The sequence below is a fragment of the Tolypothrix sp. VBCCA 56010 genome, assembly GCF_050875635.1.
GTDB lineage: Bacteria > Cyanobacteriota > Cyanobacteriia > Cyanobacteriales > Nostocaceae > Hassallia.
Genome location: NZ_JBPAOH010000014.1, coordinates 22933 through 41611 on the forward strand (window position 1 = coordinate 22933; position 18679 = coordinate 41611).

The following is an 18679-nucleotide window of genomic DNA, read 5'->3' on the forward strand; positions in this document are numbered from 1 at the left end:
GCTTACTAACGCACTTAATCCAAAATTAACAGGACTTACGCAAAATCATGAAAAAACGAACCGCGAAGGACGCAAAGGACACGAAGGAATAAGAGTTGCAGAGAGTTTTTGCGTAAGTCCTAATTAAGTAATAGCTTGCAATCATTTAAATAACTGTTATGTTTGAAAAACTCCCTACAGCTTGGTTACAACTTAGATACCAAAAAGTTCGCTTAATTGTAGCTTTATCAGGAGTAATTTTTGCTGTAGTGATTATTTTTATGCAGCTAGGTCTCAGAGATGCTTTATTTGATAGTGCTGTTCGCCTGCATCAAGGGTTGAAAGGAGATTGCTTTTTAATTAGTCCTCGCTCAACAGCTTTAATTGCGATGCAAAGCTTGCCTGAGCGTCGCTTGTTACAAGCTTTAGCCTTTCCAGAAGTAGATTTTGTTAGCCCAATTTACTTAGATTTTGCTCAATGGAAAAATCCTCAAACTAGAAATTATTGGCGCAATATTTTTGTAATCGGATTCGATTTAAGGCATCAAGTCTTTGATTTTCCCGGAGTTACTGAAAATTTAGATAAACTCAAACTTGCTGATGTAGTCTTGTTTGACCAAAATTCCAGAGCTGAATTTGGATCGATTGTTTCAGAATTTAAAAAGCAAGGGAATTTAACTGTAGAAGTTAGTAACCAGACTTCAAATCGAAGAATCAAGGTGATGGGGTTATTTGAGTTAGGAACATCTTTTGGTGCTGATGGAAATTTACTAACTAGTCATCTCAACTTTTTACGAATATTCAGTAATCGCCAACAAGGATTTGTCGATATCGGTTTAATTAAATTAAAACCAGGAAAAAATGTTGATAATTTTCTCAATCAACTCAAGGAATATTTACCAAAAGATGTTAAAGTTCTCTCAAAGCAAGGACTAATAGACTTTGAAAATAATTACTGGCAGAGCAGTACAGCAATTGGTTTTATTTTCAATCTAGGTGTTTTTCTCGGTCTTGTTGTCGGAATTGTAGTTGTTTATCAAATTCTTTATACCAATGTTTCCGAACATCTGTCTGAGTACGCCATGCTTAAAGCAATGGGGTATCGGCATAAATATCTCTTATTTGTAGTTTTACAACAAGCTTTGTTGATTGCTATTTTAGGCTATACACCTGGGTTTATTATCTCTTGCATCCAGTATGAATTTACTAAACAAGCAACGCTTCTACCTATTGCTATGACGGTTAATAGAGCAGTGTTTGTATTGACAGCAACAATCATCATGTGTTCTATTTCTGGTGTCATTGCAGTAGGAAAGCTGAAAGCAGCAGATCCAGCTGATATTTTCTAGGTTACATGTACTTATTATGAAGCCTATTATAGTTGTTTGTAATTTAAATCATCACTTTGGCAAAGAATCACTGAAAAAGCAGGTTTTATTTGACATTAACTTGAAAATAAATTCTGGTGAAATTGTAATTATGACAGGACCATCTGGTTCGGGGAAAACTACTTTACTTTCGTTGATTGGTGGGTTGCGCTCAGTTCAAGATGGAAGTCTTAGATGTTTAGATAGAGAACTGAATGGAGCCGATGAAGAGAAACTAGTACAGGTACGTCGTGAGATTGGCTATATTTTTCAAGCTCATAATTTATTACCATTTATGACAGCTCGGCAGAATGTGCAGATGTCAATTGAGCTACATGAAAATATTAGTAAGCAAGAGGCCTGTGCTAAATCTGAAGTTATTCTCCAAACAGTTGGTTTAGGTGAACGAGTCAACTATTACCCGAAGAACCTTTCGGGAGGACAAAAACAACGTGTAGCGATCGCTCGTGCCTTAGTTAGTCGTCCTAAGTTGATTTTAGCAGATGAGCCAACTGCTGCATTAGACAGTAAGACCGGTCGAAACATTGTAGACTTAATGCAGCGTCTAGCTAAGGAACAAGGATGTACTATCTTGCTAGTGACTCACGACAATCGCATTTTGGATATTGCCGATCGCATCATCCATTTGGAAGATGGTCGCCTGAGCATCATAACAGCCGATTAAGTTTGTTATTACTGCTATTGTACTATAGATATAATTTTTAATTTATAAATTACGAAAATCAATCATCGTCTGCAAATAAGCATCTGGCAACCCAGTATCAAAACACCTACCCTTAACAACATAACCCGACATCCTCTCTTTTTGCCGCAACTTATCTAAGCAAGTTGTTAACTGAAACTCACCCTTTAAGCGCACATTATTTTTAATATCTTCCGCCAAACAATCAAAAATTGTTGGTGTGAGTGCATACAACCCAAATATACATAAAAACTCATCATCTGCCATCCCTTCCACATGCAGATGCTGACGTGCATATTCAATACTAGGTTTTTCAGATATTTGTGTAACTGAAAGTATCGTATCCTCTTGCCAAACGCCTGTAACACAGCCAAGTTTATGCAATAACTCTGCTGGCATTGCCGTCAATCCTACCACATTATGATTGACTTGTTCGTAAACATCTAAAACTTGACGCGCACACGATTTGCCAATATCAGATGCATAAATGTGGTCGCCTAACATCAACAGAAACGGCTCATCTTTAACCCAATCTTTTGCAGAATATACTGCATGACCGTAGCCTTCTTGTTTATCTTGGATTAAAATAGTAATTCTATCACCCAAATCTACCAAATATTTGCTGTATTTCTGATTTTGCGGTGAAAGCTTTTCAAAAAGCTCTACTTTTGGTGGTCTTTTAAATAAAGTTTTAAAAGTTTTCTTATCCTCTGGTTGCACCACAATTGCAACTTCTTCAATCCCAGCGTTAATCGCTTCTTCAATAATCGCTAAAATTACAGGCTTTGCCCTACCATCTTTATCAATAATCGGGAAAAGTTCTTTTTTCACAACTTTGGTAGCCGGAAATAAACGAGTACCGAAACCAGCTGCCGGAATCACAGCTTTTCTAACTTTGTTTTTTGGCATAAATAGTCAGTGGCAAACATTGCATTTGCGGAAAGTCACGCTCAATTATTTCCATAACTTTTTGTTGACTTTCCTTGTCTTTGACAATAAATTGTGCAGTACCATCGCCTTGCGAACCAACGCCCTTACCACCAAAAATGTAAGGTTGAATTGCTTCATAATTAAGAAGTTGGTGCAAAACAATAGCCGTTAACTGTTGGGGACAAGCGGGTATGAGATGCTTGTCAAATTCAGCTTGTGCTTGTTTCATCAAAAGACCAATTTGTTCAGCATCGCCTTTTTGCAAAGCATCAATTGCCGCTTGGGTAATTTTATAACTAATTTCACCTAGATATTTTTGCACATTCGCGCTTACTTCGGTCGTGGCGAAGGGATAACACTCATTCAGCTTGCGAAGAATTTCTTGGGTATTTTTAGCCGCACCGAGGTCTACAATGACAAAAAATAAATCCTGCGGAGTATTAAGCTCAATGATATCAGTATCAGTGCCATCAAATATCATCGTAATTGGGCGATCGCCATAAGCACAAGCCTGATCCATCCGTCCACAACGCGAAGGTGTCGTAATTTCCCCCAGATAAGCAAACTCCATCTCACCCCGCTGCGTCATTTTTAAGTTATACACTTGATTAAACGCCCTCGCCACCAATACGCAAATTGCCGCACTTGAAGATAATCCTTTTTTAATCGGCAAATCTGTAAAATAATTATCAATTTCTATTCCACCCACATGAAAGTGTGTCAGCAATTGGTAGGCAACCCCAGCAGCATAACTGAAAAAACCGCCGTTTTTCGCTTCAGTCAGCAAAACCTGCTTGGACATCGGCATTAACGTTTTCTCAGTAGATGTGCGTAGCATTAGCGAATCTGGGTGAGGCTTCACTTCGGCATAAATTCCCTGATTCGTGCCTACAAGCAGCGTACAGCCTGCTTTCAGTTGCGGATTCATACGGCGATAACCTCCAGCCCAATCACTGTGTTCACCGAATAAACACAAGCGTCCCGGAACAAAAATTTTCATTGCTTTTCACCCTGGAATATGCAAAATTTGCTGTGTAGTGTATGTAGTACATTAGGCAAGTTTCTTATGAATCAGTATCGCTTTCAAAGGTCATTTGCTGAAGATAAATTAAGCGATCGCCTTTTCAACTTATTAGAAATTGTCTTCCCAGAAATTCAAATTAGCGACGCCGCGCAAGTTGGTAGAATGCTTGGTGCATCGTGGGAATCTGCTTCTACTCCCTTCATCCGCTTGCATGATGACGTTGCAATTAGCCATGTCGGAGTGCTAGAAATCCCCATGCAACTGATGGGACAAAATATCATCGCTGGGGGAATCCACGCAGTATGTACCCATCCGGAATATCGCCGCCGCGGTTATTACCGACAAATTATCAAAGAAGTGCTTGATTATTGTAACAGTCGTTACGATACGCTTGTCCTCACAACAGCACAACCAGAGTTATATCAACCTTTCGGCTTTCGCGTTGTTAAAGAACACATTTTCATCGCCAAATGTGACTCAGCAGGTAGTCAAGGTTTTCGATTAATTGATACTTCCGATACTAATGACGTGAAATTGCTACACCGACTGTTGGAAACACGCGAACCTGTGTCTAACATCGTCGGCATAGTAAACGAGAAGGCTGTATTCTGCGTCAATGAGGGAAGAAACCCCCTATACTATGCCGAAGACTTGGATGTTATCGTTTGTATGGAAATAAAAGATACACAACTTCAGCTTTTCGATGTGGTTGGCACGAGAATCTGTACTTTAGCTGAGATTCTTGAAAGAATACCTCAACGCATTCAAGAAGTTGCGATCTACTTCAGCCCAGATCGCCTCAATGCGAATGTGCAAGCATTATCTCACATCTTTGATGGAGATTCTTTGCTGATGGTTCGCGGTAACTTTGCCGCAGAGAATGAGAAATTCATGCTACCACGTTCTGCACGTTGTTGATATTGTTGATGTGCGATCGCCAACCATCAAAAAAAATACTGGCTATGTTTTTATACTTATACCCTAAATCATCTACAGTTTTGCTTCGTCTTGTTTATCACCCTAAATGATAAGTCATTTGAGATAAACAAGTGTCAGTTAAGAAACTGTCACTCACCAGAATACCGTCTTGACCGCAGAAGAGATATTCTTAATAGTGCAAGGAGTGATACCACTTCATAATATGTTTGCTACATGTTATCTTCGCAATCCTCTTGACTTAGGGAGTATTGCTGGTTCCAAATGTTGCATAAAAAAAGTGGGTTGGTATACAGTTATACGGTAAAGCGCTTGAGTGAGCAAAACTCTCAAGCGCTTGTTCGTGTTTGTATAAAATAATTAAAGCCCGGTTTCTTTTCACCCTCACCCTAGAAGGGTGTGGCTATACAAACAAAGCCCACCTGCGTGGGCTATAAAGATTTCAGCCCACGCAGGTGGGCTTTGTACGTGTAGCCCCAGGCTTATAGCCTGTGGGGATTTCAAAAAACCCAGCTTCTAGGTCATTTACCCAATGACGAAGTTTACCAACTTCCCAGGCACGACAATCACCTTTTTAATTTCCTTACCCTCGATGTAACGCTGGGCAATTTCCGATTCACGCGCATACTTTTCCAAAGCTGCTTTATCAGCTTGCGCCGGCACTTGAATATCTCCGCGCTTTTTGCCCATAATTTGAATCACTAAAGTAATTTCATCAGCAACCAAAGCAGTAGGGTCAAATTTCAGCCAAGGTTGAGTGTGAACTGAATCACTGTTGCCCAACAAATGCCACAATTCCTCAGTAATATGTGGTGCGAAAGGTGCCAGCAACATCACCAAAGTTTGAATACCTTCAGCATAAATTGGTGAATCTTTACAGCTAGCATCAGCTAAAGCATTACTCAACTTCATCAATTCGGAAATAGCAGTATTAAATTGATAATCCCCCTGCAAATCTTCCGTAACTTCCTTAATAGCAGTATGAATTGCCCGTCGCAACTCCTTCTCTGCCTTACTTAATTCCCCCGTCGTCGTGACGCGATGAATCGCGTCTTTATTATCAACAGATACAACCAAACGCCAAACTCGATTCAAAAACCGAAATTGACCTTCAACATCAGCATCTTCCCATTCCAAATCCTTTTCTGGGGGTGCTTTAAACAAAATAAACATGCGTGCAGTATCCGCACCATACTTCGCCAAAACTTCCTCAGGATCGATGCCATTATATTTCGATTTGGACATCTTTTCATAGAAGATTTGTAGTGTTTCCCCCGTTTCTGGATCTCTCGGATTTGCCGGGTCAACTTGTGCTGATGGGATATACTTCCCGGTGACAGGATTTTTGTAAGTTAAACCTTGCACCATACCTTGAGTCAACAAACGTTGAAAGGGTTCATCAAAATTCAACAAACCTCTGTCCCGCAACACTTTAGTAAAGAAGCGCGAATACAACAAATGCAAAATCGCGTGTTCAATTCCACCCACATATTGATCCACCGACATCCAGTCATTCGTCTTCGCTGGATCAAAAACCTGCTGTTCATTCTTCGCATCAGGATACCGCAAGAAATACCACGAGGAATCAATAAAAGTATCCATCGTGTCAGTTTCGCGCTTTGCAGGAGTGCCGCAACTCGGACAAGGCACATTGACAAAAGATTCCAACTGTGATAGGGGAGAACCGCCGCGCCCACTAAATTCTACATCTTCCGGCAACTGTACTGGTAAATCTTCATCTGGTACTGGCACCGTCCCACAATTAGGACAGTGAATTACTGGTATCGGTGCCCCCCAGTAACGCTGCCGGGAAATCAACCAATCCCGCAAGCGATATTGTACCCGCGCTTTGCCAAAATTTTGTATTTCGGCGTATTCAACGATCGCACTCTTGCCTTCACCAGATGCCATACCATCGAAGTCACCAGAATTAATCATAATTCCCGGTTCTGTATATGCTTGTGACGTTTCTTGTTCGCCATTTTCTGGTATAATCACCACCTTGATAGGTAAATTCTGTTCTTTGGCAAACTTGAAATCCCGGACATCGTGTGCAGGTACACCCATCACTGCCCCAGTACCATATTCATACAATACATAATCGGCAATCCAGATGGGAATTTCTTCGTTGGTAAAGGGGTTAATTGCCTTACCACCAGTGGGGATACCCCGTTTCGGTTTATCTTCTGCGGTGCGTTCCAACTCGCTTTGGTTAGTAACTTCTTTGACAAACGCATCCACCGCTGCTTGCTGTTCGGGTGTGGTAACGCGCTTGGTTAAAGGATGTTCTGGTGCCAAAACTACGTAAGTAACGCCATAAATCGTATCTGGACGGGTGGTGTATACACCGATTTTTTCATTTATCCCGACGATGGGAAATTCTAAGTACGCACCTGTGGATTTACCAATCCAGTTTGCCTGCATCAACTTGACGCGATCGGGCCAGCCTGGTAATTTATCTAAGTCATTCAACAATTCTTCGGCGTAGTCGGTAATCTTCAAAAACCATTGCCGCAACAACTTGCGTTCGACTTTGGCACCGCTACGCCAAGAATTTCCTTCGCTATCAACTTGCTCGTTTGCCAATACAGTTTGGTCTATCGGGTCCCAGTTAACAGCAGCTTCTTTTTGGTAAGCTAACCCCGCTTGCAAAAACTGCAAGAAAATCCACTGCGTCCACTTATAATAATCAGGGGAACATGTAGCTAATTCGCGTTCCCAGTCGATTGACAAACCCAAACGCTGCAATTGCTGCCGCATCTGAGCGATATTTTGATACGTCCACTTTGCCGGTGGCACACCTCTATCAATGGCGGCATTTTCTGCTGGCAAGCCGAATGCATCCCATCCCATCGGATGCAGTACCCGATAACCTTGCATCCGTTTGAGGCGGGCAATCACATCAGTAATCGTATAATTACGGACGTGACCCATGTGCAGGCTGCCCGATGGATAGGGGAACATGGATAAAGCGTAGAATTTGGGCTTGTCGCTGTTTGTAGGTGTTTTGTCTAAGCCTGATTCAGTCCATGTTTTTTGCCATTTTTCCTCAATTTCTGCTGGGTTATATCGGAACTCCACAATGAAAACTCCTAAAAGTATGCGCGAGCTTGTTTGACGCTATTGTGGCATACTCTAGAGTATGCCTGACGGCTTAAGAGCGATCCATAAAAATAAAGCGTTTTCTTTGTGTGTCAAAGAGTGGTGGTGGAGTACACGATCGATCGGCACTATAAAAGCACCTATCAAAGTGATAACGTCCAATCCTCAATTAACAATCCGGGTATCTTGCTAAAATCCCGATGATTGCGCGTTAACAAAATTAATCTACCAGATAAGGCAATCGCCGCAATCCGCGAATCCATTCTTGCAAGTTGAATGCGTTGAGCTTGTAATTGACTCAATGTCGTAGCAGCGTCAGTATTAAATGACACAAACGGTATCATTTTGAAATCATTAACAAGGCGTAGCATCATTTCATAACCCTTCACGACTTCACTCTCGTTACGAGCGCGACTAATATACGTATGGCTACCAAGAAGTTGTTCGTGAAAGGTCACAATTGAAATTGCAAAATCTGATAGCGGATATTGAGCCATGCGGGTTGAAAGATTGACGTAATCTTGACCCGTCTGTCGTTGGATAATGCTCAGATGATCTGTATCCAACAAATATTTCATCGCTCATCCTGAATTTCGATTATTGGCTCATCGCTTTGACGAATCGCACGTCCATAAGCGAGTACCTCTTCAAACGCAGGCTCGTCTTTGAAAGAACCTGTAATTTGTTGGAGCCAATTTGTTGGTTGAGAAACTGCCACTTGTTTTTGCAACTTTGTCACCGCAGCTTCGACAGCTGCGAGACGTTCTTCCAGAGAAGTATTAGTTGACATTTGAGGTTCTCCCTAACTGCATTACGCCTATCTGAAGAATAACGAAACAGAGGAAGGGGTGGCAACTCCCTTGGTGTTGGTGTTGTTAAACTTGTTATTGAGGCTGAAGAAACAGCACCACAATTAGCAAGACGTTTAATCGACCAAGCAAAACAACAGTTAACTGATGAAGTTAGTAAGCGCGACCTCATCAACTTAATTGAGACAATCATTGTCTATAAATTACCAAAAAAGAGCCGCGAGGAGATTGAAGCAATGTTAGGTTTAAGTGAGTTAAAACAAACCAAAGTTTATCAAGAAGCCTTAGAAGAAGGTTTAATACAAGGTAAACAGCAAGGCTTAGAACAAGGTAAGCAGCAAAGCAAGTTAGAAACAATACCGCGAATGGTAGAGTTTGGGTTGAGTTTGGATGCGATCGCCCAATTGTTAGATTTACCTTTAGAAGTAGTTCAGCAGGCAGTACAGCAGACTGATGGATAGATTTTTATAGTTATTTTTGCCTCTTAATTGAGACGATCGTTGTCTAGAAATTACCAAAAAAGAGCCGCGAGGAGATTGAAGCAATGTTAGGTTTAAGTGAGTTAAAACAAACCAAAGTTTATCAAGAAGCCTTAGAAGAAGGTAAGCAGCAAAACAAGTTAGAAACAATACCGCGAATGGTAGAGTTTGGGTTGAGTTTGGATGCGATCGCTCAATTGTTAGATTTACCTTTAGAAGTAGTTCAGCAGGCAGTACAGCAGACTGATAGATAGATTTTTATAGTTATTTTTGCCTCTAAGTACATAGTTCGTTATCGCCTGGAACCGTAAAACGCTACCCTAGAGGCTAAAGAGAAGAAAAAACTATGAAATCTGATGAAATAGCGGTAACGCTGGCAGACTTATTTGGTGAAGCAGCTATAAGCGCGATCGCACCAGGTTCTTGGCAAGTAGAAACTTCTGGTTTTCGGCTATTGGTGCTAGTTAGCGAAGATAATACATGGGTGCGAGTGTTGCTGCCAATTGTGCCAATACAAGAAGCTCAACCTTTATTAGAACAGTTGTTAGAAGCGAATTTTGACGAGACTCAAGAAGTACGCTACGCAGTGTATGATGGCGTAGTGTGGGGAGTATTTCAGCATAATAGCGACACTTTGGTGAGTGCGGATTTAAAGAGTGCGATCGCCCGACTAGTATCTTTATATGAAGCTGGTTTAGATGATGTCTTCAATCGGCTAATTGAAAATCGCATTCGACAAATTATCCTAGCAGCAAAACAGCAAGGACAATCTCTACAAGCTACTATGCAAACTTTAGAACGCTTTTACGCTGAAGGATTGTTAGGTGAAATAGAACAAACTCCAGAAGCGCAAGCAGAAGTTATAGCTGCTTGGCAACGTCAGTTAGAACGTCTATGGAATGAAGTAAAACCATAATAGTTGATAGTTGAACAACGGGGCAACTAACCACCAACAACCAACAATTCCTCATGGATATTATTCAAATCCTCAAAGAAGACTATCAAAGATTTCCGGCAAATCAAACTTACAGCATCTACGCTGAAGATGTTTATTTTCAAGATCCGCTGAACAAATTTAGTGGGGTTAAGTTTTACAAATTGATGATTAAATTCATGGAGACTTTCTTTTTAAATCCGAAAATGGATTTACACGATATTCAAAAAGAAGGAGACACAATTAAAACTAAGTGGACACTCAACTGGAATACACCTCTACCGTGGAAACCATACATCTCTATCCCTGGCTGGAGTGAGTTACGCCTCAACTCTGATAATCTGATTGTTTCTCACATCGATTACTGGAATTGTTCGCGTTTAGACGTGCTAAAGCAGCATTTATTTCCGTTAAAAAGTCGATAATGTAAATAAATGTAAAAAATCCTCAGCTAGGAAAAATCATCCATGCGTGTAATTTTGATGACAGGCAAAGGTGGTGTAGGCAAAACCTCCGTTGCCGCAGCTACTGGACTGCGTTGTGCGGAACTAGGCTATCGCACACTTGTTTTGAGTACAGATCCGGCACATTCCTTAGCAGACAGTTTTGATTTAGAACTCGAACACGCACCGCGACAAATTCGCCCAAATTTGTGGGGTGCGGAACTCGACGCGCTGATAGAATTAGAGTCAAACTGGGGTGCTGTCAAACGCTACATTACCCAAGTTTTGCAAGCGCGGGGTTTGGAGGGGGTACAAGCCGAAGAATTAGCAATTTTACCAGGCATGGATGAGATTTTTGGCTTGGTAAGGATGAAACGCCATTATGATGAAGGGGAGTATGATGTTTTGATTATTGACTCAGCCCCCACCGGTACAGCATTACGACTGTTGAGTTTACCAGAAATCAGCGGCTGGTATATGCGCCGATTTTATAAACCGTTTCAAAACATCTCTGTCGCACTTAGACCTTTAGTTGAACCTCTTTTTAGACCGATCGCAGGTTTTTCTTTGCCAGATAAAGAGGTGATGGACGCACCTTATGAATTTTATGAGCAAATTGAAGCTCTAGAAAAAGTATTAACTGATAATACTCAAACCTCAGTGCGGCTGATTACCAATCCAGAAAAGATGGTGATTAAAGAGTCTCTCCGCGCTCATGCTTATTTGAGTTTGTATAATGTGGCAACGGATTTAATTATAGCTAATCGCATCATTCCCAACGAAGTACAAGATCCATTTTTCCAACGTTGGAAAGAAAATCAGCAGCAATATCGCCAAGAAATTCATGAGAACTTTCTTCCTCTGCCTGTGAAAGAAGCACCGCTTTTTTCTGAGGAACTTTGCGGTTTAGCAGCGTTAGAAAGATTGAAGGAAACGCTCTACAAAGATGAAGACCCAACTCAAGTTTATTACAAAGAAACGACAATCAGAGTAGTGCAAGATAAAAACCAATACAGTTTGGAACTTTATTTACCTGGGATTCCTAAAAACCAAGTTCAACTTAGTAAAAGTGGAGACGAATTAAATATTACAATTGGCAATCATCGCCGTAACTTAGTATTACCGCAAGCTTTGGCAGCATTGCAACCATCTGGCGCAAAGATGGAAGATGATTATCTGAAAATTCGCTTTGCTGACGCTGCGAGAATTAGTTAGGAGGGGCGGGGTTACCCCGGCCGTACAGGAGTTAGGAGGGGCGGGGTTACCCCGCCCGTACAGGAGTTAGGAGGGGCGGGGTTACCCCGCCCGTACAGGAGTTAGGAGTTAGAATTACTGATTTTTTTGCTTTCTTATAACTTCTAACTCCACTAACGAATAGATGATTATAAGGCAATTAAAATAGGTAAGCTTTAAATCAGATATAGGTTTTTTGTAGTGACACAACAATGTTGTGTCATTAATCATTACGCAGTAGGGACAATTCATGAATTGTCCCTACTGCGTTTGGGTATTTGACGCAAGTGAGAACCGCTATAGGAATTCTAGATGATTTGTGAAAATTTGCGGTGGAACTGATTCACGACTTCTTTAAAAAGTCGGGAATCTAACTTTTTACGCTCTTTCGTTCAAAGTATATCTAATATTTGTACTGTGGATATTAGTAATTTTATCTTAGCAATTTTCAATATTTATGTAAATATAATCAGTGATTTTGCTGAGGACTAAATCAGTTATAAAAGAAGACAATAATTATATTTTATAGAAATTATCTTAATAATTTTACTAAAAGCAATGACCTATAGCACAGAACAAGACTTGCAGGTAAGTCGAAATAAAGAAAATTTGCTGCGTCGCATAACAAACCGTATCCGTTCGACGCTAGAACTGCAAGATATTCTCATAGCGACAGTGGGGGAGGTGCGTTCGTTTCTCGGCACAGATCGAGTGATGATTTATAAATTTCATGTCGATAGTAGCGGTCAGGTGATTGCTGAATCGATAAACGATCGCTCCTTACCATCTTTGTTAGGGCTTAATTTTCCCGCTTCGGACATTCCGCCTGATGCGCGGGAATTATTTATTAAATCACGAGTGCGATCGCTTGTAAATGTGGACGAGGGCAAAATTGGTCAAAGTCCTGTGTGTGATGCCCAAACCAAAGAAATTATATCTGAAGATTTTCGTTATCGTCCTGTAGACCGCTGTCATATTGAATATTTGACGGCAATGGGTGTACAGTCATCTCTGGTAGTGCCGATTCTAGAATCGGAAAAACTCTGGGGACTGTTGGTATCTCACCACTCGCAACCGCTTTGTGTTGGCGAAAATGAACTGGAAGGGCTACAGATTGTGGTAGATCAGCTAGAGATAGCGATCGCTCATAGTACTCTTTTGACTCAAGCGCGTGAAAAAGCTGAACGAGAAGCGATCGTTAGCCGCATTGCTACTTTATTGCATTCATTGCCGACAATTGTATTACAGCCAGCTTTAGAAGCAGCCATTGCTGCTTTTGGCGGTTCTGGTGGCAGACTTTGTATTAGAAATGAAGCTTTTAATTATCAAAATCGCAGCTTCAGAAGTTTCGCGGAATGTTTGATACCTGGAAGCGATGCTGTCAAACTTTATATTAGTGGAAAGCAACCTGCAATACCAGAACAAACAATATATCCATTGATGGAGCAATATAACGTTTGGCAAGAACACTACAATGGTAACTATGATATTTGGGCTATTTCAGATATATATCAAACTCCAAATTTACGAAGTTTACAAGCTGCTTTTCAATCAACCAAAATTCGCAGCATCTTGATGATTCCGCTTTCTTATCGTCAGCAATTACTTGGCTATTTAAGTATTTTCCGAGATGAAATAGACACAGAAACTTTGTGGGCTGGTCAATGTGATGGCGACAAGCGGCAACTTTACCCGCGTGTATCATTTGATATTTGGCGTGAATTTAAACAGGCACAGGCTCGGAAATGGACGTTTGCAGAGATTGAATTGGCTGAAGAAATCGGCAAACACTTTGCCTCAGCATGTCAGCAGTATGAATTATACCAACAAGTACAAGCCTTTAATACCGACTTAGAAAATCAAGTTAAAAAGCGCACCGTTGAACTGCGAAGGACAAGTCAACAGCAACAAGCTGTGTTCAAAGTCATTGCCAAAATTCGTGAGTCTCTTGACACCGATATTATTTTTCAAACAACTACTAAAGAGGTTTGTCAACTCTTAAAAGTTGATCGTGTTTCTGTTTATCGCTTTGATTCTGATTGGGGTGGTGAATTTGTCGGTGATTTTGAAGCTGCTAGTCCCAACTGGTTGAATGATGAGTACAAACTAGGTATTAATACTGTTTGGAACGACACTTACTTACAAGACACACAGGGAGGACGCTACCGCAACAATGAAACATTTGCAGTAGATGATATCTACAAGATGGGTTTTGCTCAGTGTCATATCGACAATCTAGAGCAGTTTCAGATTCACGCTTTTGTGCTTGCTCCGATCTTTGTCGGACAAAAACTTTGGGGTTTGCTAGCAACTTATCAACACTCAGGATCTCGCAAATGGCAGGACATTGAAGTTGATTTCTTCAGTCAAATTGCTGCCCAAATCGGGGTAGCACTCCAGCAAGCTGAATTACTCAAGCAAACACAACAGCAGACATTGAATTTGCAACAAGCAGCAGAACAACAACAGGTATTATTTGAAGTAGTTGCCAAGATTCGGGAATCTCTCAGCTTGGATGCGATATTTCAAACGACTACCCAAGTAGTTTGTCAATCACTACAAACAAATCGAGTTGCAGTCTATCGCTTTAACGCTGATTGGAGTGGTCAGTTTCTTGCGGAGTTTGTTGGTGAGAATTGGGTCAAATTAATCAGTTCCCAGATAAACATGGTGTGGGAAGATACTTATTTGCAAGAAACAAAAGGTGGAAGGTATCGCCAGAATCAAACATTTGCAGTAAACGACATCTATCAGGCTGGTCACTCTGAGTGTCATATTGCTGTTTTGGAACAATTTCAGGTCAAAGCATACGCGATCGCTCCCATTTTTGTAGGGCAACAACTCTGGGGTTTGCTGGCAGCTTATCAAAATTCTGCACCCAGGCACTGGGAAGCTTCGGAAATCAAATTTTTGGCTCAGATTGCGGTGCAGCTTGGGGTAGCGCTCCAGCAAGCTGAGTTGCTTGCCCAAACCAAGCATCAAGCAGAACAACTCGCTCAAGCGCTAGAAGAATTACAACAAACTCAAACCCAATTAATCCAAACCGAGAAAATGTCCAGTTTAGGACAATTGGTGGCTGGTGTGGCACACGAAATTAACAACCCCATAAACTTTATTTATGGCAACCTTAGCCCTGTCTGTGAATACGCTAACGATTTACTTAGTATGCTAGCTCTTTATCAGCAGCAGTATCCGAACCCCAGCCGTGAGATTTGCGATTTAGCGGAAAATATAGACTTAGAATTTATTGCCGAAGATTTGCCTAAAATACTGTCGTCGTTGAAACTAGGAAGCGATCGCATCCGTCAGATTGTTTTGTCTTTACGGAATTTCTCCAGGCTTGACGAAGCCCAGATGAAGGAAGTTGACATTCACCAAGGTATTGATAGCACGTTACTGATTTTACAGCATCGTTTGAAAGCAACGCCAAACAGTCGCGCTATTGAGGTAGTTAAAGAGTACGGCAACCTACCTTTAGTAGAATGCTATGCCGGACAATTAAATCAGGTGTTTATGAATGTTTTGAGCAATGCGATTGATGCTTTAGAAGAGTCATTAGGAAAAAACTCTGGACAAATAAGCGATCGTCCCCAAATTCGGATTAGTACCGAAGTTATAAACAATCATCAAGTGGTGATTCGCATCGCCGATAATGGTTCTGGAATGCCCGAAGACATCAAAACGCGAATATTTGACCCGTTTTTTACCACCAAGCCAGTAGGAAAGGGTACTGGCTTAGGTTTATCAATTAGTTACCAAATTGTGGTAGATAAACACGGTGGTGTCTTTAAATGTAATTCGCTACCTGATGGTACGGAATTTTCAATTCAAATTCCGATTACACATATTCACCACTTTTAACTTCTTAATTGCACCGGCATTGCTAAATAAGTCATCTTTAAACCGCTTAGTGGTGTAAAAATCACTGGAGTGAGATTTCCATTTACCTGCATTTGAATTTCTTGAGATGGCAAAGCTTTTAAGCCTTCCATTAAATATTTGACGTTAAAGGCAATATCTATATCTTCTCCTGATATTTGTGCCGGCATCGATTCAATAGCGCTACCCACATCTTGAGATTCTACAGATAAGGTAATTTCCCCTGCATCGCCGTCCATGCTGATTTTCACGATATTATTTTTTTGATCGGCTAACACAGCAATTCGCTCTAAGGTGCTAACTAATTGTTTGCGATCGAGCGTTAATTGTCGCTCAAATTGGCGGGGAATAAGTAACCGATAAGCGGGATATTGTCCTTCTAAAATTCGGCTAGTCAGGCGTTGATTTTGCCATTGAAAGACAATTTGACCTTGATCGAAGTATAAGGCTACAGTTTCTTCTTCGGAGGAACTATGAGCCAACATCCGCTCTAGTTCCCGCATGGCTCTGTTTGGTACAGTTACTTCTAGTTGATTTTCACTGCTAGCTATAGGACTTTCGTTGAGTGTTTCTACAACTGCTAAACGATGTCCATCTGTAGCTGCAAATTCTAGCGTGTCTTCTTTAAGTGTTAAATGCACGCCGGTAAGCACTTGCTTAGTTTCATCGCTACTGGTTGCAAATAAACAACCGCGCAATCCTTCAATTAATGCAGCGGTGGTAAGATAAATTGCTTCGATATTTTCGATTACGGGTAGTTCGGGATACTCTTCCGCTCCCATTGCTCGCAGCTGATAACGCCCGCTTTTGGGTGTGAGTGTAACAATTATACCTTCACCGCCTGGGGTTTCAGCGGTACTTGCGGATTCATCTTCTAAGGTGATTTCTCCTTCGGGAAGACGAGAGGTAATATCTACGAGTAGTCTAGCAGGAAGTGCGATCGCTCCTCCTTGGATAACTTCAGCGCTAAAGCTGGTGCGGATACCCAAGCTGAGATCGAAGGCTGTTAAACTTACCGAGTTAGTTTGAGCATCCGCTTGCAGTAGCACGTTAGCAAGTACCGGATGAGTTGGACGTGATGGAACTGCACGGCTAACGAGTGAGAGGTTGGTACTGAGGTCGCTTTGGGCGCAAACTAATTTCATGGTCAAGTCTGGCTGGTGAAGAAATATGCTAGCATCATTGTTGCGAAGAATGCGACTATGTAACGCCGTGTGCGACTTTTTCTTAAGCCCCCTTTTTAACTCTATTGGGGGATCTAAAATCTGGATTACATCACCTGAAGATCCCCCCACTACCCCCCTTTCTTAAGGGCAGGGTAGTTTCATACAAAAAGAGAAAAAACTTTATCGAGTTGATTGGAAGACAGCACGTTGGGCTTGGGGGATAGTTCGGAAACCGAGAAATCGAGCGAGCGTAATAAAAAACGTATTCCTGTTTCACAAAAAAACTTAGAGAAAATCCGTAATAGTGCAACCTAAGTCAGTAGATCATGTTGTTACTGCATTACTTTGAAGCACCTGTCATCTATAAATAAAGAGAGTCATCAAAAGTATGAATACTTGCGAAACCAAGCAAAATAATCAGCCAACTTATCGTATTCTTTCTTTAGATGGGGGAGGAATACGTGGATTAATTACAGCTGTTTGGTTACACCGTTTAGAACAAGAGCTAGGGGCACCTATTCGGGATCATTTTAATCTAATAGCAGGAACTTCAACTGGCAGCATCTTAGCTTGTGGCATTTCATTGGGTAAACCAGCTAGTGAGTTAATTAAGATTTATAAAGAACGTGGTAAAGAAATTTTCCCCCATTCACCTTTTTCACGCGCTCTTAAATTTATAAAACATTTACCTACGCAGGGTATAGATCAACAATTTTACTGTGACAAGGGATTACAAAACGTTCTTAAAGATGAGTTTAAATCTGAAAAATTCTTAAAATATAATTCTCAAATTGACTCTAATAAGAAATGTAAAGATTTATTATTTGAAGATTTATGGTGTTTAAATGAAAGAAAGCTTACTACTTTAGTTATGAGTTATGATACTTTGAATCGAAGAGCTATTCCCTTCAACAGTAGCCAACCTCGATACGCTAAAATTCCTGTCTGGGAAATTTGTAAAGCCTCATCATCTGCACCTATCTTTTTTCCTGCACATATTATGGAAATGAAAAATGGCGACGTATCCTACAAAGTTCCTATGATTGATGGTGGTGTAGTTGCCAGTAATCCTACAGCTTGTGCATTAGCAGAAGGTATGAAAGCTAGAACAGATCTAATAAAAGAGCAATTTGTAATTGTCTCTTTAGGTACAGGTGATGCTAACCGTCCCATTTCTATAGAACAGGCACAAAAGTGGGGAATTTTTAATTGGACTACTAATATTACCAATATACTTTTTGACGGAGTATCTCAGGCAGTGGATCATATTGCCACTAGTATGCTTGAAAAGAACAGATATTTTCGTTTTCAAGGAAAATTAGAAAGAGATAGCTTAGATGATGTATCAGAAGAAAATCTCAATGCTTTACAAGCTTTTGCCAATTCCTATTTTGAAACAACTATATGCAAAGACACAATTAACGAGTTAAAAGAAGTATTGAATACTAGCAATAAGGTAGAAGATAAAGTATTAGATAACAGCCTAATGGTAGCAAATAATCACTTTTGTGACACTTCTTCTAACAAGCTTGACAAGCCACTCACTTTGAATTGATGTGGGATAGAAAATAAACGTTTGTAAAGCTAATTTCCTACATGATATTGTAGAACCGCACGGAAATTGGCACTAGCTCGTTATGCACACAATAGTTGATTTGTAAAATGCCTAAAGTCTGTTCATCATAAATCCCTCTT

Annotated in this window: 16 protein-coding genes; 10 read left to right on the forward strand and 6 right to left on the reverse strand. The window is 40.7% G+C overall.

The annotated features are described in order from the left end of the window. Positions 1-158 precede the first annotated feature (158 nt). Positions 159-1328, forward strand: a complete 1170-nt coding sequence (gene devC, locus AABK37_RS07140) for an ABC transporter permease DevC (protein WP_432550892.1) — start codon at positions 159-161, stop codon at positions 1326-1328. A 16-nt stretch (positions 1329-1344) separates the two neighbouring features. Next, positions 1345-2031 carry a DevA family ABC transporter ATP-binding protein gene (locus AABK37_RS07145; RefSeq protein WP_432550893.1) on the forward strand — a complete coding sequence of 229 codons (687 nt, stop codon included), beginning with the start codon at positions 1345-1347 and terminating at the stop codon, positions 2029-2031. Between the two features lie 42 nt (positions 2032-2073). Here the strand turns inward: AABK37_RS07145 and AABK37_RS07150 are convergent, their stop codons facing one another. Together AABK37_RS07150 and AABK37_RS07155 are read right to left on the reverse strand one after the other, a co-directional pair. Further along, the gene (locus AABK37_RS07150; RefSeq protein WP_432550894.1) at positions 2074-2958 is read right to left on the reverse strand and encodes a sugar phosphate nucleotidyltransferase; all 885 of its coding nucleotides are present in this window, start codon (positions 2956-2958) and stop codon (positions 2074-2076) included. Beyond that, positions 2939-3979, reverse strand: a complete 1041-nt coding sequence (locus AABK37_RS07155) for a mevalonate kinase family protein (RefSeq protein ID WP_432550895.1) — start codon at positions 3977-3979, stop codon at positions 2939-2941. Before AABK37_RS07155 ends, AABK37_RS07150 begins: the two co-directional genes overlap by 20 nt. 66 nt (positions 3980-4045) lie before the next feature. Here AABK37_RS07155 and AABK37_RS07160 point away from each other — a divergent pair, with 66 nt between their 5' ends. Then, entirely contained in the window at positions 4046-4921 is an 876-nt protein-coding gene (locus AABK37_RS07160) for a GNAT family N-acetyltransferase (protein WP_432550896.1), read from the forward strand. Between the two features lie 543 nt (positions 4922-5464). On the opposite strand, the gene leuS is transcribed toward AABK37_RS07160, so the two are convergent. The 3 genes from leuS to AABK37_RS07175 form a co-directional block, all read right to left on the reverse strand. Next, entirely contained in the window at positions 5465-8020 is a 2556-nt protein-coding gene (gene leuS / locus AABK37_RS07165) for a leucine--tRNA ligase (RefSeq protein ID WP_432550897.1), read from the reverse strand. Positions 8021-8184: 164 nt separating this feature from the next. Beyond that, positions 8185-8619: a type II toxin-antitoxin system VapC family toxin gene (locus AABK37_RS07170; protein WP_432550898.1), complete on the reverse strand. Its 435-nt coding sequence runs from the start codon at positions 8617-8619 to the stop codon at positions 8185-8187. After that, the gene (locus tag AABK37_RS07175) at positions 8616-8831 is read right to left on the reverse strand and encodes a hypothetical protein (protein WP_432550899.1); all 216 of its coding nucleotides are present in this window, start codon (positions 8829-8831) and stop codon (positions 8616-8618) included. The genes AABK37_RS07170 and AABK37_RS07175 overlap by 4 nt, the downstream gene beginning before the upstream one ends. A 96-nt stretch (positions 8832-8927) precedes the next feature. On the opposite strand from AABK37_RS07175, the gene AABK37_RS07180 reads away from it, so the two are divergent. The 6 genes from AABK37_RS07180 to AABK37_RS07205 all read left to right on the forward strand — a co-directional run bounded on the left by AABK37_RS07180 (position 8928) and on the right by AABK37_RS07205 (position 15800). Beyond that, a complete protein-coding gene (locus tag AABK37_RS07180; protein WP_432550949.1) occupies positions 8928-9311 on the forward strand; it encodes an Rpn family recombination-promoting nuclease/putative transposase in 384 nt (127 codons plus the stop codon). Between the two features lie 83 nt (positions 9312-9394). After that, entirely contained in the window at positions 9395-9583 is a 189-nt protein-coding gene (locus AABK37_RS07185) for a hypothetical protein (RefSeq protein ID WP_432550900.1), read from the forward strand. 92 nt (positions 9584-9675) lie between these two features. Further along, positions 9676-10245, forward strand: coding sequence for a hypothetical protein (locus tag AABK37_RS07190; protein ID WP_432550901.1), 570 nt, complete (start codon positions 9676-9678; stop codon positions 10243-10245). 53 nt (positions 10246-10298) lie between these two features. Further along, positions 10299-10688 carry a DUF2358 domain-containing protein gene (locus tag AABK37_RS07195; protein ID WP_432550902.1) on the forward strand — a complete coding sequence of 130 codons (390 nt, stop codon included), beginning with the start codon at positions 10299-10301 and terminating at the stop codon, positions 10686-10688. A 42-nt stretch (positions 10689-10730) separates the two neighbouring features. Continuing rightward, positions 10731-11921: a TRC40/GET3/ArsA family transport-energizing ATPase gene (locus tag AABK37_RS07200; protein WP_432550903.1), complete on the forward strand. Its 1191-nt coding sequence runs from the start codon at positions 10731-10733 to the stop codon at positions 11919-11921. A 576-nt stretch (positions 11922-12497) separates the two neighbouring features. Beyond that, complete coding sequence (locus AABK37_RS07205; protein ID WP_432550904.1) at positions 12498-15800, forward strand: GAF domain-containing protein; 3303 nt, start codon at positions 12498-12500, stop codon at positions 15798-15800. On the opposite strand, the gene dnaN is transcribed toward AABK37_RS07205, so the two are convergent. Further along, positions 15797-16963 (reverse strand): DNA polymerase III subunit beta, encoded by a 1167-nt coding sequence (gene dnaN, locus AABK37_RS07210; protein ID WP_432550950.1) that lies wholly within the window; start codon positions 16961-16963, stop codon positions 15797-15799. The genes AABK37_RS07205 and dnaN overlap by 4 nt on opposite strands. Positions 16964-17372: 409 nt before the next feature. Between dnaN and AABK37_RS07215 the strand changes: the two genes are divergently transcribed. After that, a complete protein-coding gene (locus AABK37_RS07215) occupies positions 17373-18539 on the forward strand; it encodes a patatin-like phospholipase family protein (RefSeq protein ID WP_432550905.1) in 1167 nt (388 codons plus the stop codon). Positions 18540-18679 lie beyond the last annotated feature (140 nt).

What these genes read in the sequence shown, in the direction of transcription:
- devC (WP_432550892.1), top strand. Translation starts at nt 159, where the DNA reads ATGTTTGAAAAACTCCCTACAGCTTGGTTACAACTTAGATACCAAAAA.
- AABK37_RS07145 (WP_432550893.1), top strand. Translation starts at nt 1,345, where the DNA reads ATGAAGCCTATTATAGTTGTTTGTAATTTAAATCATCACTTTGGCAAA.
- AABK37_RS07150 (WP_432550894.1), bottom strand. Translation starts at nt 2,958, where the DNA reads ATGCCAAAAAACAAAGTTAGAAAAGCTGTGATTCCGGCAGCTGGTTTC.
- AABK37_RS07155 (WP_432550895.1), bottom strand. Translation starts at nt 3,979, where the DNA reads ATGAAAATTTTTGTTCCGGGACGCTTGTGTTTATTCGGTGAACACAGT.
- AABK37_RS07160 (WP_432550896.1), top strand. Translation starts at nt 4,046, where the DNA reads ATGAATCAGTATCGCTTTCAAAGGTCATTTGCTGAAGATAAATTAAGC.
- AABK37_RS07170 (WP_432550898.1), bottom strand. Translation starts at nt 8,619, where the DNA reads ATGAAATATTTGTTGGATACAGATCATCTGAGCATTATCCAACGACAG.
- AABK37_RS07175 (WP_432550899.1), bottom strand. Translation starts at nt 8,831, where the DNA reads ATGTCAACTAATACTTCTCTGGAAGAACGTCTCGCAGCTGTCGAAGCT.
- AABK37_RS07185 (WP_432550900.1), top strand. Translation starts at nt 9,395, where the DNA reads ATGTTAGGTTTAAGTGAGTTAAAACAAACCAAAGTTTATCAAGAAGCC.
- AABK37_RS07190 (WP_432550901.1), top strand. Translation starts at nt 9,676, where the DNA reads ATGAAATCTGATGAAATAGCGGTAACGCTGGCAGACTTATTTGGTGAA.
- AABK37_RS07195 (WP_432550902.1), top strand. Translation starts at nt 10,299, where the DNA reads ATGGATATTATTCAAATCCTCAAAGAAGACTATCAAAGATTTCCGGCA.
- AABK37_RS07200 (WP_432550903.1), top strand. Translation starts at nt 10,731, where the DNA reads ATGCGTGTAATTTTGATGACAGGCAAAGGTGGTGTAGGCAAAACCTCC.
- AABK37_RS07205 (WP_432550904.1), top strand. Translation starts at nt 12,498, where the DNA reads ATGACCTATAGCACAGAACAAGACTTGCAGGTAAGTCGAAATAAAGAA.
- dnaN (WP_432550950.1), bottom strand. Translation starts at nt 16,963, where the DNA reads ATGAAATTAGTTTGCGCCCAAAGCGACCTCAGTACCAACCTCTCACTC.
- AABK37_RS07215 (WP_432550905.1), top strand. Translation starts at nt 17,373, where the DNA reads ATGAATACTTGCGAAACCAAGCAAAATAATCAGCCAACTTATCGTATT.